General features: G+C 29.2%; 11 protein-coding genes. 7 read left to right on the top strand and 4 right to left on the bottom strand.

Going from position 1 to position 15,885, the window contains the following annotated elements; genetic code table 11:
- Positions 1 to 22: 22 nt before the first annotated feature.
- Positions 23 to 856 carry a carboxypeptidase-like regulatory domain-containing protein gene (locus tag D3P13_RS11680; protein WP_117882589.1) on the bottom strand — a complete coding sequence of 278 codons (834 nt, stop codon included), beginning with the start codon at positions 854 to 856 and terminating at the stop codon, positions 23 to 25.
- Positions 846 to 1,625, bottom strand: coding sequence for a carboxypeptidase-like regulatory domain-containing protein (locus D3P13_RS11675; RefSeq protein WP_117882587.1), 780 nt, complete (start codon positions 1,623 to 1,625; stop codon positions 846 to 848). Before D3P13_RS11675 ends, D3P13_RS11680 begins: the two co-directional genes overlap by 11 nt.
- Positions 1,626 to 2,175: 550 nt before the next feature.
- Here D3P13_RS11675 and D3P13_RS11670 point away from each other — a divergent pair.
- From D3P13_RS11670 to pepE, 5 genes are all read left to right on the top strand, one after another.
- Positions 2,176 to 3,903 carry an HAD-IIIC family phosphatase gene (locus tag D3P13_RS11670; protein ID WP_117882585.1) on the top strand — a complete coding sequence of 576 codons (1,728 nt, stop codon included), beginning with the start codon at positions 2,176 to 2,178 and terminating at the stop codon, positions 3,901 to 3,903.
- 10 nt (positions 3,904 to 3,913) lie between these two features.
- The gene (locus D3P13_RS11665; RefSeq protein WP_117882583.1) at positions 3,914 to 4,156 is read left to right on the top strand and encodes an acyl carrier protein; all 243 of its coding nucleotides are present in this window, start codon (positions 3,914 to 3,916) and stop codon (positions 4,154 to 4,156) included.
- A gap of 155 nt (positions 4,157 to 4,311) precedes the next feature.
- Positions 4,312 to 5,667, top strand: coding sequence for an MBOAT family O-acyltransferase (locus D3P13_RS11660; RefSeq protein ID WP_157972902.1), 1,356 nt, complete (start codon positions 4,312 to 4,314; stop codon positions 5,665 to 5,667).
- Between the two features lie 11 nt (positions 5,668 to 5,678).
- The gene (locus D3P13_RS11655; protein ID WP_117882579.1) at positions 5,679 to 6,617 is read left to right on the top strand and encodes a hypothetical protein; all 939 of its coding nucleotides are present in this window, start codon (positions 5,679 to 5,681) and stop codon (positions 6,615 to 6,617) included.
- 91 nt (positions 6,618 to 6,708) lie between these two features.
- A complete protein-coding gene (gene pepE / locus D3P13_RS11650; protein ID WP_117882828.1) occupies positions 6,709 to 7,410 on the top strand; it encodes a dipeptidase PepE in 702 nt (233 codons plus the stop codon).
- Here pepE and D3P13_RS11645 read toward each other — a convergent pair.
- Positions 7,407 to 8,126, bottom strand: coding sequence for a DUF4369 domain-containing protein (locus D3P13_RS11645; protein WP_117882576.1), 720 nt, complete (start codon positions 8,124 to 8,126; stop codon positions 7,407 to 7,409). The genes pepE and D3P13_RS11645 overlap by 4 nt on opposite strands.
- A gap of 390 nt (positions 8,127 to 8,516) precedes the next feature.
- Between D3P13_RS11645 and D3P13_RS11640 the strand changes: the two genes are divergently transcribed.
- Entirely contained in the window at positions 8,517 to 13,709 is a 5,193-nt protein-coding gene (locus D3P13_RS11640; protein ID WP_117882574.1) for a T9SS type A sorting domain-containing protein, read from the top strand.
- Here the strand turns inward: D3P13_RS11640 and D3P13_RS11635 are convergent.
- On the bottom strand, positions 13,702 to 15,093 hold the full coding sequence (locus D3P13_RS11635; RefSeq protein WP_117882572.1) for a PIG-L deacetylase family protein: 1,392 nt from the start codon (positions 15,091 to 15,093) through the stop codon (positions 13,702 to 13,704). The two genes, D3P13_RS11640 and D3P13_RS11635, sit on opposite strands and share 8 nt — an antisense overlap.
- A 237-nt stretch (positions 15,094 to 15,330) precedes the next feature.
- Here D3P13_RS11635 and D3P13_RS11630 point away from each other — a divergent pair, with 237 nt between their 5' ends.
- On the top strand, positions 15,331 to 15,867 hold the full coding sequence (locus D3P13_RS11630) for a UpxY family transcription antiterminator (RefSeq protein ID WP_117882569.1): 537 nt from the start codon (positions 15,331 to 15,333) through the stop codon (positions 15,865 to 15,867).
- Positions 15,868 to 15,885: the final 18 nt, after the last annotated feature.

The raw sequence follows: 15,885 nt of genomic DNA, 5'->3' as shown, positions 1-15,885 counted from the left end.
TAAAAATAGCAGTTTTATTAAATTAATTCTGCGTTTTAATTTTTTCGAGATAGATTTTACTTTCCGATATTAGAATATCAATAATTTCAATTTTTTTATCATCCGCATATAATCTTGCTATGCCTTTCGGTAAACAAGAAGCAATAAATTCTTCTATATGATTTGGTGGAATCTTCAACGTTTCTGTATAGAAAACATCCCCAAAATCAAGTCGGATATTTTCAGGAGCAGCGATTACTTTATTAGTGTAACGTCTGTCCATTTTTTTTATATTTTTTTTGGTTGCACCAATTTTTGAGACCTCTTTTACAATAGGTTTTAGAATAAAACCTGCTATTGCTAAAAGGTTAAGGTTCATGTTAGGCATTAGTTGGCTATCACTTGAGGTGCGACTTCTAGAAGCGTTATCCCACTTTACACTAACTAAATTCAAGTCTATTTTTGAAAAGTCTAAGACACCATCTTTAACATTTTTGGCAATTTTGATTTCATCGGAATCAACAGTCATATTTCCTGTAAGGTTGTGTTTAATTTCAACTTCATCTAATTCATTGGTCTTTTGAATTAAATCTATACTCAATAATTTATTTTTAATGTGATTATTTGTAATAGGGATCTCTAAATAATAAAATTGAATACCTGTAATAATTAAGGTGTCATTTTCTTTTGTTTCTATTGTAAATTCCCCTTTAGAATCAGTAATGCTTCCTTTTTTTGAATTTTTATTAAGTATATGTATATTTTCAAGTTCTGCACCATCACTTTTTATATTTCCATAAATGGTAATTCTTTCTTGTTGGGCAAAGCCAACACTACTTAAAAAAAATATAATGTAGAGAAAAGTGTTATTCTTCATTTTGTAATTTTTTTAAATACAGTTTACTTTGTTTAAAAAAGATATCTATGACTTGGAGGTAACTTTTTTTATGAAATAAAGTTATAATATTTTTAGGAACACAGAATTTTATAAAATCATCAATGTTTTTACTTGGAATTTTTAACGTATAAATGAAGAAATCATCTTTAAAGTGAGTCCTGATTTTTTTATATAATAATTTGTTTTGTACTAATAACTTATCATCTTCAATTAGTTTTTTTAGTTTACGATGTTTTTTTCTATTGCCAGAAATAATATTATAAATATTATCAATACCTCCCGCTTGACCCAATAATGTTTTTAAGATAACAACATGAGTTTTTTCTTGACTGTAATACGCCAATTTTCTATCAATTCCTTTAAGTGGTTTTTTATCAGCATTGGGCAAGTTTAATGCCCTTGCCATATTCTCTCGTTTTCTAAGATAAACTTCTTTAAGTTCATTGGTTTTAATAGTCAATTCAACTTGAATAGATTTGTTGTCAATGTTAGTTTTTGTAATTACTATTTCTTTACTAATGAACTGAATTCCCCTAAAAAACAGGGTGTCCAAAGGTTTTGCTAAAATAGAAAACTGACCTTCTGAATTTGTAATGGTACCTTTTTGGGATGTTTTATTTATGACATGTAGATTTTTTAAATCTTTTTCATCACTTATAATACTACCATAAAGAAGTGTACGGTCTTCCTGAGAAGTAACACTTATGGAATAGAGTAGAAATAGAATTAGGTAGGTTGATTTTTCCATTTCTACAAATTAAATCTATGAATTGCCAAATAAATATTAAATCAATTGTAAATTTTTGTTAAAGATTTATAGATATACTCTAATAATACATGAATTAATTTTTTTATTTTTAATATTCTAAATACATAACAGACATTTTTCTTTGGGTAATCATAAATGAATATTAATTAGAACTTAATTTAAACTAAAAGCAGTCGCATTTATTAGGGATGATTATTTTATATTAATTGAATCCAAAACTTTTTAATTATTACAATAAGAATAAATTCTATTCGTTTATTTTAATCCATATATTTTAAAAAATATTAATTTTTTTTTAGTAGTAAAAAGATCTTATTTTTGTCAGAAATTGATTCAATAATTAATTATTACTATTTATTATATTAAAACCCAATAAATATTGTTCAAAACATTAGGTATTAATTAGCATCTCTTAGTCTTTTCGATTTGTGTATTTTGATAAGTTTTGTGTGTATAATAAAATTTTTATATAAAAAGAAAACAAAGTTTATAAAAAGCAATTAATTACATATTTATAATATAATTTTTTATGAAGGATATAACTTTTCGGTCGTTAAAAAAAAACTTAAAAAAAGACTTTTCTAAATTTAAAAAACTTAAAATTGCTGTTTTAGGTGATTCTGCAACACAGATGTATGTGCAAGCCCTAAAGGGGTATGGTTATGAAATTGAAGTTGATTTTGAGATTTTTGAAGCAGATTACGATCAAATTGAACTTCAAACGTTTGATCCAAATTCAGAATTCTATGAGTTTAAAGCAGATTATGTAGTAGTTATATATTGTATAAATAAATTATATAAAAAGTTCGGAAAGCTCGAAAATGAAGAGAAGTCGAAATTTTCTGATAAAATTATATTTGGTTTTAATGCTTTGCAACAAGCAATAAATAAAAGTTTAAATACAAAAATTATTTTTTTTAACTTTAATGAGATAAACGATTCGGTTTTTGGTAATTTTGCGAATAAGACTGAAACTTCATTTATTTATCAAACTAGAAAGATTAATTTTGAGTTAATGGATCTTGCAAAAGACTTAAAAAATGTCTTTATTCAGGATATTAGTTTATTGCAAAGTCAATACGGGGCTGAAGCACTTATGGATAATAAGTTCTATGTAAATACAGAATTGTTTTTCAAAATTGATATTCTCCCAATTATTGCGAAAAATACTGCTGATATTATTCAATCTATTGAGGGTAAATTTAAAAAATGTTTGATCCTTGATCTTGATAATACTATTTGGGGTGGAATAATTGGCGATGACGGAATTGAAAATATACAAATAGGAGATTTAGGCATAGGAAAAGCGTTTACAGAACTTCAAATTTGGGCTAAATTATTGAAAAATAGAGGGATAATATTGGCTGTTTGTAGTAAAAATGACGAAGTTAATGCAAAAGAGCCATTTGAAAAACACCCAGAGATGATTTTAAGGCTTGATGATATATCTGTTTTTGTTGCCAATTGGGATAATAAGGCCGATAACATAAATTACATACAAAAAGTTTTAAATATAGGATTTGATTCCATGGTTTTTCTAGATGACAATCCCTTTGAGCGTAACATGGTGCGATCGCATATAGCTGATGTAACAGTACCTGAATTACCTCATGACCCTGCTGAATATATGACTTATATTAGATCCTTAAATCTCTTTGAAACAGCCTCCTTTACTAACGAAGATGAAATAAGAACATCTAAATATCAAGTTGAAGCGAAAAGAGCAGTTGCTCAAGAAAAATTTGTTAACGAAACCGATTTTCTTGAAAGTTTAGAAATGGAATGTAAGGTTGAACCTTTCAATAAATTCAACACTCCAAGAGTAGCACAATTGACCCAACGTTCAAATCAGTTTAATTTACGGACTATTAGGTATTCTGAACAGGAAGTCGAAACCTTGCGATATGATGAAAGCTGTGTAACTAGAGCATATTCACTTAATGATAAATATGGTGAATACGGATTAATAAGTTTGGTAATTTTAAAAAAAAGTGATCCGAAAACTTTATTCATTGATACATGGATTATGAGTTGTAGAGTGCTCAAAAGAGATGTGGATAAGTTTGTCTTGAATACCTTAGTTCAAGCCGCTCATGATAATAAATGTGATACTATTATTGGGGAGTATATACGAACTGCAAAGAATAGTATGGTTGAAAATCATTACAAAGATTTAGGCTTTTCAAAAGAGGGTGATTTTTGGAAATTAAAACTAAATAAGTATAAAAAAATGAATTGTTACATAAATAAAATATAAAATATAAAAAATGGAAAAATCAGATATTTTAAAGGAGGTAAATGAAATATATATTGACGAACTTGATAATGATGAGATTGTCTTGACTTTTGAAACGAGTGCAAATGATATAGATGAATGGGATTCGTTATCTCACGTAATGTTAATTGTTGCCATTGAAAAACATTTTAAAGTTCGCTTTAATTCTTCTGAAATTCGCGGTTGGAATAATGTAGGTGAAATGTGTGATTCAATATTCAATCATATTGGATAGTTTTTTTTTACATGTATTTATTGAAGATTTAAAGTTTATTTTATAATAATTTCTAACTAATGATATTTAATTCAATCAATTATTTTCTATTTCTTCCAATAGTATTTTTATTATATTATCTTATTCCTAATAGATTCCGCTGGATACTTTTATTAGTGTCAAGTACAGTTTTTTATTCGATTGGTGGAGTAGAGACAATTGCTGTCCCGATAATAATAATCATTAGTACTTTTGTTAGTGCAATCCTAATTGAACGTAATTCTGATCCAGGCATAAAAAAAAGGTATTTTTGGTTAGGTTTAATTATCAATTTAGGTCTGCTTGTTTTTTTTAAATATATTAATTTCTTTATTGCAACCGTCTTTGATGGTTTTGAAATAGTAAAAAAAATGAGTCATGAAGGGCTTGTTAATACTTATCAGCCGATTGAATTACAATTAATTGTTCCTTTGGGTATTTCTTACATTACTTTTCAGGCAATTGGTTATTTGATTGAAATAAAGAGAGGTAGTCATATTGCAGAGAAAAATTTTGGTTATTTTGCAACATATTTAATGTTTTTTCCAAAATTACTTTCGGGTCCAATTGAAAGAGCACATAACTTTTTACCTCAACTACAACTTGAACATAAGTTTGATTATGACCAAGTTGTTCAGGGGCTAAAAAGAATTTTATGGGGGCTGTTTTTAAAGGTGGCCATAGCCAACAGACTTGCGTTATATACGAGTGCTGTTCTTGATAATTCAGAGCATCATACGGGTACGACCTTACTTATTGCATCATTATTCTATACTTTACAAATGTTTACTGATTTTTCAGGATATACTGACATGGCAATCGGCTCTGCACAAGTATTTGGTTATAAGTTAACAGAAAATTTTAATGCACCTTTTAGTGCAAAATCAATTGCCGACTTTTGGCGTAAATGGCATATTACACTTTCATCTTGGGTTAATGATTATATTTATACACCCATAGTAATTAACAAAAGAGATTGGGGCAAAAGTGCTGTAGTTTACGCTGGAATGGTTACATTTCTTATTCTTGGATTTTGGCATGGAGCAAGTTGGAATTATATAATTTTTGGATTTTTACAAGGTGTTATTTTGGCAATTGAGTTTCTGACAAGGAAATCAAGAAAAAAAATGAGAAAACATATTCCAAATTGGCTAAATTCAATTATTGGTATGTGTTATACCTTTCTTTTCTTTACTTTTTCTTTAATTTTTTTTAGAGCATATACAGCAAGTGATGGTATTTATATTGTAAGTAAAATTTTTACTGATTTAGGAGCAACATTTTACATGGGAGATATTGGTATTTTTTCTTATTCATTGATAGGGATTTTAATAGTTGCTATACAAGGTATAGTGAGCGTTTATTACCCGAAGTTTAAACTTCTTAACAACGATTCTAGATATATTCGTTTTTTAACTATTTTATTTTTAGTGGTATACATAATTTCCTTTGGAGTTTTTGATGGTGGTCAGTTTATTTATTTTCAGTTTTAAAAATTATTCGAATGTTTAAATTATTTTATAAATTAGTAATATTGTTTCTAGCTTTTATACTTGTCGATTTCTTGCTTGGATTTACTTTAGATAGTATTATAGACAAATCTCCTGATGGAAGATATTTCAAAGCACAATATTCACTTGAAAGTAGTAAAGAAGATATTATGATTTTTGGGGCATCTCGTGCAGAATGTCATATTGCACCCTCTATTATTGAACAATCATTAAAAATGACTTGTTGGAATGCAGGAAGAGGAAATCAAACCTTGCCTTTTTGGATTAGTATGGCAGAAGGGATTTTAAAAAGACATACGCCTAAATTAGCCATTTTAGATATTGAGGCAGATTATCTAAGTAGTGGTTTGTCTGGTTCATACGAACCCTCTGCTGGTATGCTAAGGCCCTTTTATCGAGAACATAAAGAAATTAGACCAATGATAAACAAAGTTTCTGTTTTTGAGCAATATTTTAATTATTCTAAACTTTATGCTTATAATTCTAGTTATTATTACCTGTTGAGACCATATTTGATTAAGGGATTAGATGGTAAACTTGAGGATAAGGGTTGGAAACCTGTTACAGGTCAAATGCAACCTGATAATTCAACCCAAACAATAATTGATACGAAGAGAGTATTAAATAAAGAAACTGTAAAATTATTTAATGAATTGATATCTAATTTTACTAAAAAAGGTTGCCCAGTTTTCATTGTAATTAGTCCAAGATATAATGAAATTATTAAAAACACATCAACATTAGATTATATTAGGAATATGAAGAATGTTTATTTGGTAAATTTTGATGATAATATAATTTTTTCAAAAGATTATCGTAATTTCCGAGATGAAAGTCATTTAAATAAGGAGGCAGCAATAAAATTCACAAATGTGTTAGTTGAGAAAATGATAAGAATGAATATTGATTCCATAGTTGAACAAAATAAATAAGTTAATATCACATTTCGAATAATAGTATTTCAATCAAGGTTTTTAACAACTTGATTTTGTAACGTAATTATTTTTGGCATATTAGGTAATGATGAAAAAACTTCTTTTAGCAAGTACTTCAACAATTTATGGTAGTGGGTATCTTGAATATTTAATGCCGACATTGGAAACTTTTTTTAATGGTGTTAAAAATCTGTTATTCGTTCCTTATGCTAGACCTAGTGGCATTAGTTATGGTGCGTATACCAAAATAGTATCAGAAGCTTTTAAAAAGATAGATATTAATGTTGTTGGGATACATACTTTTAGTGATAAAAATAAAGCAGTTGAAAACGCTGATGGTATTTTTGTAGGTGGTGGCAATACTTTTGTTTTGGTAAATGAATTATACGACCAAGATCTGATGGAGGTTTTAAAAAATACTATAGTTAAAGGAACTCCCTATTTGGGAACGAGTGCAGGGAGTAATATTGCTGGTTTAACGATGCAAACGACTAATGATATGCCAATAGTATATCCACCAAGTTATAACACTTTAGGAGGTATACCTTTAAATATTAATGCCCATTACTTAGATTCAGATCCAACTTCAAAGCATAAAGGTGAAACTCGAGAAACAAGAATTAAAGAATTTCATATCTATAATAAAATTCCTGTTATTGGCTTACGAGAGGGGAGTTGGTTACAAGTTGACGGAGATGAAGTTGTATTAAAGGGAGACTTAGCTGCGAGATGGTTTGTAAAAGATAAAGAGCCAATTGAAATTGAAATTAATCACCTGATAGTTATTTAATTGTCAATATTGTTTAATGCTTCTTGACTTTCTAAATGTAATAAAATTTCAATTGCGAAATCCCCCTTTTTAACTTCATGTGAAAAATTATTATAAATTGACGCAATGGTATCTGCAGATATAGATTTGTCATTTAGTAATGTTTTTAATGCAAAAGCAGCAATGTAGGAATCTGAATTACTTTTTGCAAAATTTAATACGAATGTTGTATTTTCCTTATGAATTAATTCCATTTTTTTATTGATTTCATTCAGTTTTATAACATCATTTTCGGTTCTTGCTTTTTGGAAAAGCGGGAATAGATAATTGGTCCTTGATATTATTTCATTTGATTTTTTTACAAAATTCAAGTATTTATCATTTAGCTCAGAACCTTCAATGATAGAATTGCTTAACATATTTTCATCTACATCAATAAAAACGCTATCATTTTGAATAAATAAACCAATTGATCCTTTAATGCCGTCTATAAAAATACCGAAAACTTCTGGCTTACTTATGTTACCATTAAATTGAAAAGCATTATTTACCGTATAAACAGTATCTAAAGGTATAATTTTGTTTGATTCTTGAATTTTTAAAAAGACTTTAGTATTGTCGGAAATAGAATCAACTTTTCCAAAAATGAAAAAACTATTATCTTTATTTTTAAGATAATTTTTATCACAAGAAAAAAATGAACATGTTAGAATGATAATTAATATCAAATATTTCATGAATAACGATTAAGCAATTTATTATTTAGCACAAAAATACTACTCTAAATTTAACTACTCTAAATTCAATCAAACTTATCAACAAAAAAGAACGTTTTTAAACAATATATACAATTCTAAGTATAACTTTAGATTTCCTTTAGAATTGAAAACTACGTTCGCGGCAGTTCAATTTCAGAGGGATTAAGAAGTTTATCAAATGGAATACAATTTTATTAAAAATGTTGCGTTAAGTAATTTCTGCTAAGAAGAGAATTCAGAGAAATATTTGTTCTAAAACCTCCCTGTGATTTGAATTTCATTATTCAATGAATTAGAAAATTTATGTCTTAACGAAAAAGAAATATTACTGATAATTATTTAAAAATAATTAATCTGTAACAAACGACTATGGTTAAAAAATTACTATTATGTGTTAGTATTGTATTCTTTACTAATATTGTATTCGCGAATACACCACCAACAATTTTTAATTTCAGAATAGAGGCTTCTGAACCTAATAGAGTTTATTTTGATAGTGATAAGGTTATCTCAGGGTCAAATACTGTTGGTTTTACAGTCAATAATAAATCTATTTCTGGAATTACTATTAATGAAGGACAAATGTCAAATCATTATTTTAAGATTTCATCTTCCTTTACCTATTGGGATAACAATACCATAAGATATGAAGGCGGTGGGGATATAAAAGATGCTAGTAATAATCCTTTAATAGACTTTACTTTATCGTATATAAAAAACAACATTCCTGAGCCTAGTACTTCTAAAGATAGGTTTGTAACAACTTCAGCTAAGGGTGGTGGAGATGGAGTATCTGAAGCCAATGCTTGGACTTTAAAAGAAGCTTTTTCAAAGGCTAATGCAGGTATTACAGTTTGGATAAAAGCAGGTAATTACGGAAATCAAAATTTGGCTATATATAATGATGGAACAACTACTAATCCTATTAAATTTATAGGATATAAAAATTCTAAAGGAGATATTACCTCAAACTATTTTGATTATGGTAAAAGTTGGAGTACCTCTGAAATGCCTACACTAACAGGGTCGTCATTATCTGATGGACACGCGATTCAACTAATGGGAACGAATTATGTGGTGTTTAGAAACTTACAAATCACGAATTATTATCAAGGTATTAGAGCAAATGGTACCCGTAATAGTAACTTGATTTTTGATAGAATTAACGGGAAGATGTTTGGAGGAAATAGTACCCAACATAATGATGTTAATGCAACATTTATTAATTTGGCAACTTACGTTTCCTCAGGATCAGGTTCCTATAGACCCTTTACATCAAATGACTATATGAAGTTTTTGGATTGTCGTAGTATTAATGCTAATATGGGGGGGTTCACATTGTTTGGAAGTGGAAATAATTTGGTTGACGGTTGTAAATCATACAACGATAGAACCGCAATGAATGAAAGACAAGATTATCATATTAGCGTAAATGGAAATAATAATATAATTAGAAACTGCTACGCTGAGAATTTTAACACTACCTCAACAAATGCTGCAACTCATGGTATTGGTATAAGAGGTTCAACTAATTTAGATAATGATTACAATTTAATAGAACTTAGTAAAGGGGTAAATTTAAATGAGAGCTTTTATATTAGAAATTATGGTTGTGATTTTAATGTTATAAAGGATTGTTATGCTGGTAACAATGCTAATGCATACAATCATAAAATGAAGGAACACTCTGGTGCAGTTTACCTTTGGGGGGGGGTTAGTAATAATATAATTGAAAGAGTGGTTAGTAATGAGGTGTCAATTGCCATAGGTTTTATTGATAATAAGGAGGAAGGAAATACAAATGATGAAAGTATAGGTTATGATAATATTATAAGAAATTGTGTTTTTAATGGACACAGATTTGGTATTTATATAAACGGGTATACAGGGTCAGAATTACATAATAATAAAATTATTAATACAACCTTTAATGATGGTACTTTTCTCTTTAGAGATGTCAGCCCAAATGCAGATATAAAAAATTTCGAAATTATAAATAGTACGTTTTCTAATTTTTCTCAAAAAGCAAACTATTTTCCGTTAACAGGAGTAAGTTTTTATAATAGTAATTTATATAACTTTAAAACTTCTTGGATGCCCTCTGGTAATAATAATATTTCAGTCGACCCTAAATTTGTAAATATAACTGCGAGAGATTTTTCATTACAATCGGATAGTAAATTAATTAATGCGGGTGCTAGACATGATGATAATAAATATGACATTTTAAATAATTATCGATTAAATGATAGCTCATATGATATTGGAGCTTATGAATATACTGACAATACTACTGGATATATTAATGCAAATGCGGGCCCCGATGTTGAAATTTGTAAAGGTTCTGAAACTATTCTGAATGCCACGGGGGGAAGTGAATTCTCATGGAGTACTGGTGAAACTACAGCAAGTATAACAGTAAACCCGGAAGAATCTACAACTTATACGGTTACAGTATCTGATGGCGATAATTCAGCATCTGATGAAGTTATGGTAAGTGTTAACCAACCACCTTTAGTAGATTTGGGAGAAGACATTACCACATGTTTAGGCAATGAGGTTACTTTAGTTGCAGTGGGGAATGGAGAATTTTTATGGAGTACCGGCGATATTGGCTCAAGTATAAGTGTAAACCCTTTGGAAACAACTACTTATGTTGTGACTTCAACAATTGAATGTGGTAATGAAAATTTAAGTGTTTCAGATACCATTATAGTGAATGTAAATTCAGATCTTATCGTAACAGCTGGAGATGATGTTACCTCGTGTTCGGGAGCAGAAGTAGTTTTAAAAGCAGAAGGTACTGGAGATTATTTGTGGAATACAGGTGAGACAACAGCAAGTATAACAGTAAGTCCAACTGAAACAATAACCTATTCAGTTACATCTAGTGATGGAAATTGTACAATAAGTGATGACGTCATTGTTACAATAATTGAACAACCAGAAGTGAATCTAGGAAATGATTTAACGATTTGTTATGGTAGTGAAGTAACGCTAAATGCGGATGGTAATGGAAAAATTTTATGGAATACTGGTGAAACTTCAACAAGTATCGATGTAAGTCCTTTAGAAACAACGGAATATATTGTAACTTCAAGTGTTAATTGTGGGACTGAAGTATTGAGTGTAAGTGATACAATCGTTGTAAATGTAACACCAGAATTAACGTTAACTGTTAGTAATGATGTCGCTTTTTGTTCAAGTCAAGAAGTTACATTAACAGCAGATACTAATGGAGATGTATTATGGAGTACAGGTGAAACTAGTAAAGATATAATTGTAAATCCATTAGAAACAACAATTTATACGGTTACTTCAAGTCTTGGCGATTGTTCATTAACCGATGAAGTTACGGTTACAATATCTGAACAACCAACGGTTGATTTAGGAAACGATATATCCCTATGTTCAGGGAATGAAATTACCTTAACAGCTCAAGGTAATGGTGCTTTTTTATGGAGTACTGGAAGTACAAAAAAGCAAATTAAGGTTAGTCCCACTGAAACTACTGAATATATTGTAACTGCTATTATAGATTGTGGGACTGAAGTATTGAGCGTAAGTGACACTATCGTTGTAAATGTAATTCCGGGTGTAACCTTGAGCGTGAGTGATGATTTAACAACTTGTGCAGGCACTGAGGTTATATTAACAGCTGAAGGTAATGCAAATTTTCTTTGGAATACAGGAGAAACATCGGCTAGTATTACTGTAAATCCAACAGAAACAATTACATATTCTGTTACTTCAGGTTTAGGAGATTGTGCTTTAACGGAAGAGGTTACAGTTACAATTGAGCAAGCTCCTGAGGTAAGCCTAGGAGATAATAAAACTATTTGTTTTGGAGAAGAAGTTACTTTAATCGCCGAAGGTGTTGGAGCATTTTTATGGAGTACAGGTGAAACGACTTCTAGTATTACTGTGAATCCTAATGAGACCACTACATATTCTGTTACTGCTACCACAAATTGTGGGGGTAATAATGTTAGTGTTTCTGATGAAATAACTGTCAATGTTTCGGAAGAAACGACACTATCCGTGAGTGATGATGTATTAGTGTGTTCGGGGTCAGAAGTTGTGTTAACTGCTGAGGGAAGTGGAGGGTTTTTATGGAGTACAGGTGAAACAACTGCAAGTATTTCAGTCAACCCAGAAACAACTACCACCTATAGTGTTACTGTAGGATCAGGAAATTGTATGCAAACAGAAGAAGTTATTGTTTCTGTGAATGAATTATCGACAGTAAGTTTAGGTGATGATATTGATGTTTGTTATGGAGAAGAGGTCTTAATTTCTGCAGAAGGGAATGGTGATTTTTTATGGAGTAATGGACAATCTGGATCAAGTATAAAAGTGAATCCACTTGTAACGACAACATATTCTGTTGTTGTAAGTAATGAATGTGGTAGTACAATAACTGATGAAATAACTGTAAATGTGGGGCCACAAATAACAGTTAATGCAGGGGAAGATAAAGTAATTTGTACAGGAGAAAGTATTACCTTAACGGCAAAAGGTAATGGAAGTTTTTTATGGAATACTGGTGAAACAACTGCTAGTATTACGGTAAGTCCTGATTTACCTTCAACTTATTCTGTTACTTCAACTATAGGTAATTGTTCAGTCTTTGATGAAGTTACAGTATTAGTAGAGCAATCACCAAGTGTAAATTTAGGTGATGATGTTACAATTTGTAGTGGGGAAAGTATTACTATTATTGCCGAAGGTAATGGTTCTTATATATGGAATACTGGTGATGATACTTCAAGTATTACAGTAAGCCCAAATAAGACAACCACATATAGTATTACAGCCAGTAGTAATTGTAATTCAGATGCAACTGATGAGATCACTGTTTTTGTCAATGCTTCTGTGAATGCTAATGCAGGTTCTGATGTAAGTATCGAACCTAATGAAACTGTAATACTTACTGCAACGGGTGGTAATTCATATTTATGGAATACAGGTGAAACTACAGCTAGTATTACAGTGCAACCAGAAAGTACAATTACCTATTCTGTAGAAGTTGGGAATGGCACTAGCTGTAGTGGTACCGACGAGGTTAAAGTTACTGTAGAAAATATACCATTAATGATTAATAATGGTGAGGACATTACGATTTGTAAAGGTGATGAATTGATATTGCAAGCTAGAGGAAGTTCAAATTATTTATGGGATATTGGAGAAATGGAGTCGAGTATTACCGTTAGTCCAAACGAAACAACAACTTATACGGTGTCAGCTCAAAAAAATGGAATACTGGAAACTGTAGAAATTTTGGTGACCGTAGAGGATTGTACAAGTAAAAAAGCAGTTGAATATAATGTATATCCCAATCCATCTGAAGGTGTTATAAATATAAGCATACCAACAGAAAATGAAGGAGTAAAACTTATAGTTTCTGCTTTAAATGGTAAAATAATAATTCAAAAAGAAGTTAAGGGTGATAAAAATGGTGTTTTTACACAAATAAATTTATCACATGTTGCCAATGGAATTTATATTATAAAAATGTATAATGATAATTTTAATGCAACCCAAAAGGTAATTGTTATTTAGAAACAATATAATCTGTAATTATTTTTAATTTTTCTTTATCATAAATATCACTTATAGGCATAACAAAAAATAGTTCATTTGATCTTACAGACTTTCTGAAGTAATCTATTTGTGGCCCTAAATACTTTCTTTTAATAGTTTTTAGGGCTATTTTTATAGCTCCTTTTGGGCTTCGCCATTCTGTATCAAGTCTTAAATCATTCATATCCTCTAACGCAAATATTTTATCTTGTTGTAATTCATTTGATAAAGGATTTGAATAAATACTTTTAAAATATAAATTTTTATTAAAATTAGGAGGTAATGTTATAGCATGGCCTGTTTCGCCATACGGATATAAATCACTTAAGGGATAATGATTAGTGTATAATAATAATTGCCCATCTTTAATATTTGATTTTTTTAGTGCTTCTATTAAAGCAATAGTACTGAATTTGTGGTCATTGTGTGTGTCTAATAATGGATAGGGACTTACAATTATTTCAGGTTTTATGGTATCTAATAAATAACATAAATTGTCAATTAGAGAATTCCAATTCGCAATTCCTTTAAGGCCATTTTTTAAATTTGATATATTTTGTTTCCTAAATGTATTTATATCGTCTGATTTACAATATTTACTTTTTACAGCTAGTGTATCATTTTTGTACATTGCTTCTAATGTTGTATCAAAAAATCCAAGATTCACTATATTTTGATAAGGAATACCACCTAAAAGAGGTACTGTAATGCTATTCAAAGTCCGTAACTGACCTTTTTTTAAGTAATGCTTTATTGTGTCCTTATACACTTCATCATAAGTAAAATCACCGGCTTCACCTGCTGTAATAGTAACTACAAAAGAATTGCTATTTTTTGCATATAAGCCATATGCCGCAATTTCGGCATCGTCAGGGTGTGGTGCAATTATCAGCGTTCTTTTATTTTGTATTGTACTATTTTTAAAAATAATTAATTCAACGGTTGGGTCTATTATCGCTATGTTATTATAAAAAAAATCAATTTCACCTGAATTAGAATTTATTAACTTACTTATATTAATATATCTTGTGTTTTTAGCTCCTTTTTCAAAATCATTTATTACAGAAAGGTCTTCTGAAACCAACCTAATTGAAGATTTGAAAAGTTTACTAAAAAAATTTGTTGTCACCTCTACTTTTAAAAAAGCTGTAACATCACCCTTAATTTTAGGGAGATTAAGTTTATTACCATCCAAATGTAAAATATACTTATTTGCTTCAGAATTATCAAAGTTATACTCATAAGACAAATTGGGTTTATATTTATAGATTGGCGATCTAAAAAAAAGTATATAAACTATTATCGTAAATATGGATAATAATACAAAGGTTAAGAATATTTTTAAAAAAAAATTAATTTTCATAATTAAACTACACTATATTAATTTATAGACAAATCTAATTATTTTTTTCATCTAAAATTAAAAGATGAATAGTATTAAATAATTAAAATAGTACCAATTAAAAGATATTTGAATTTATTATTTTTATTTTTTGACTTTTATTTTTACTATCATCAAATATTTATAATTAAATGTTTATATATTTTTACTGTAAAATATACTTATATTTATGACGTTATAAAAAAAGAAAATCACCTAATGCCAATTACTAACCAACAAAGTAAATGGTACGCAATTTATACTCGTGCCAATAGTGAAAAAAAAGTGTATGAACAATTATGCCGATCTGGCTATGTTGCGTATTTACCCTTAATAACTACTTACAGACAATGGAGTGATAGAAAGAAAAAAGTTCAAAGCCCATTGATTTCATCATATGTTTTTGTTAAAATTGAAGAAAAAAAACTGACTAATGTTTTGTCAATTTCTGGGGCATTAAGAATATTAAAGTATTTAGGGAGGAATGCTGTTGTCAAAGATGAAGAGATTAAAAGTTTAAAATTATTATTAAACTATACTCCTGAAGCTGGTTTTTCAATGAAGCAGCATCTCTCAAAAGGTGATGTGGTTGAAGTTATCAAGGGTTCATTAATAGGCTTAAAGGGATATTATACTCGGGAAAAAAATCAGAATAAAATTTACATAAAAATAAGAGCTCTAAATAGTTATTTCGGAGCTGAAATTCCATTGAACTATGTTAAAAAGGTAAGTTCAATTAAAAATTTAATAAAATAGAAAAATTTAATAATTATA

It is taken from the genome of Aureibaculum luteum, from assembly GCF_003449015.1.
Taxonomy (GTDB): domain Bacteria; phylum Bacteroidota; class Bacteroidia; order Flavobacteriales; family Flavobacteriaceae; genus Aureibaculum; species Aureibaculum luteum.
The sequence above is the reverse complement of the archived record's forward strand: the minus strand, read 5'-3'. Positions and strand labels throughout refer to the sequence as shown.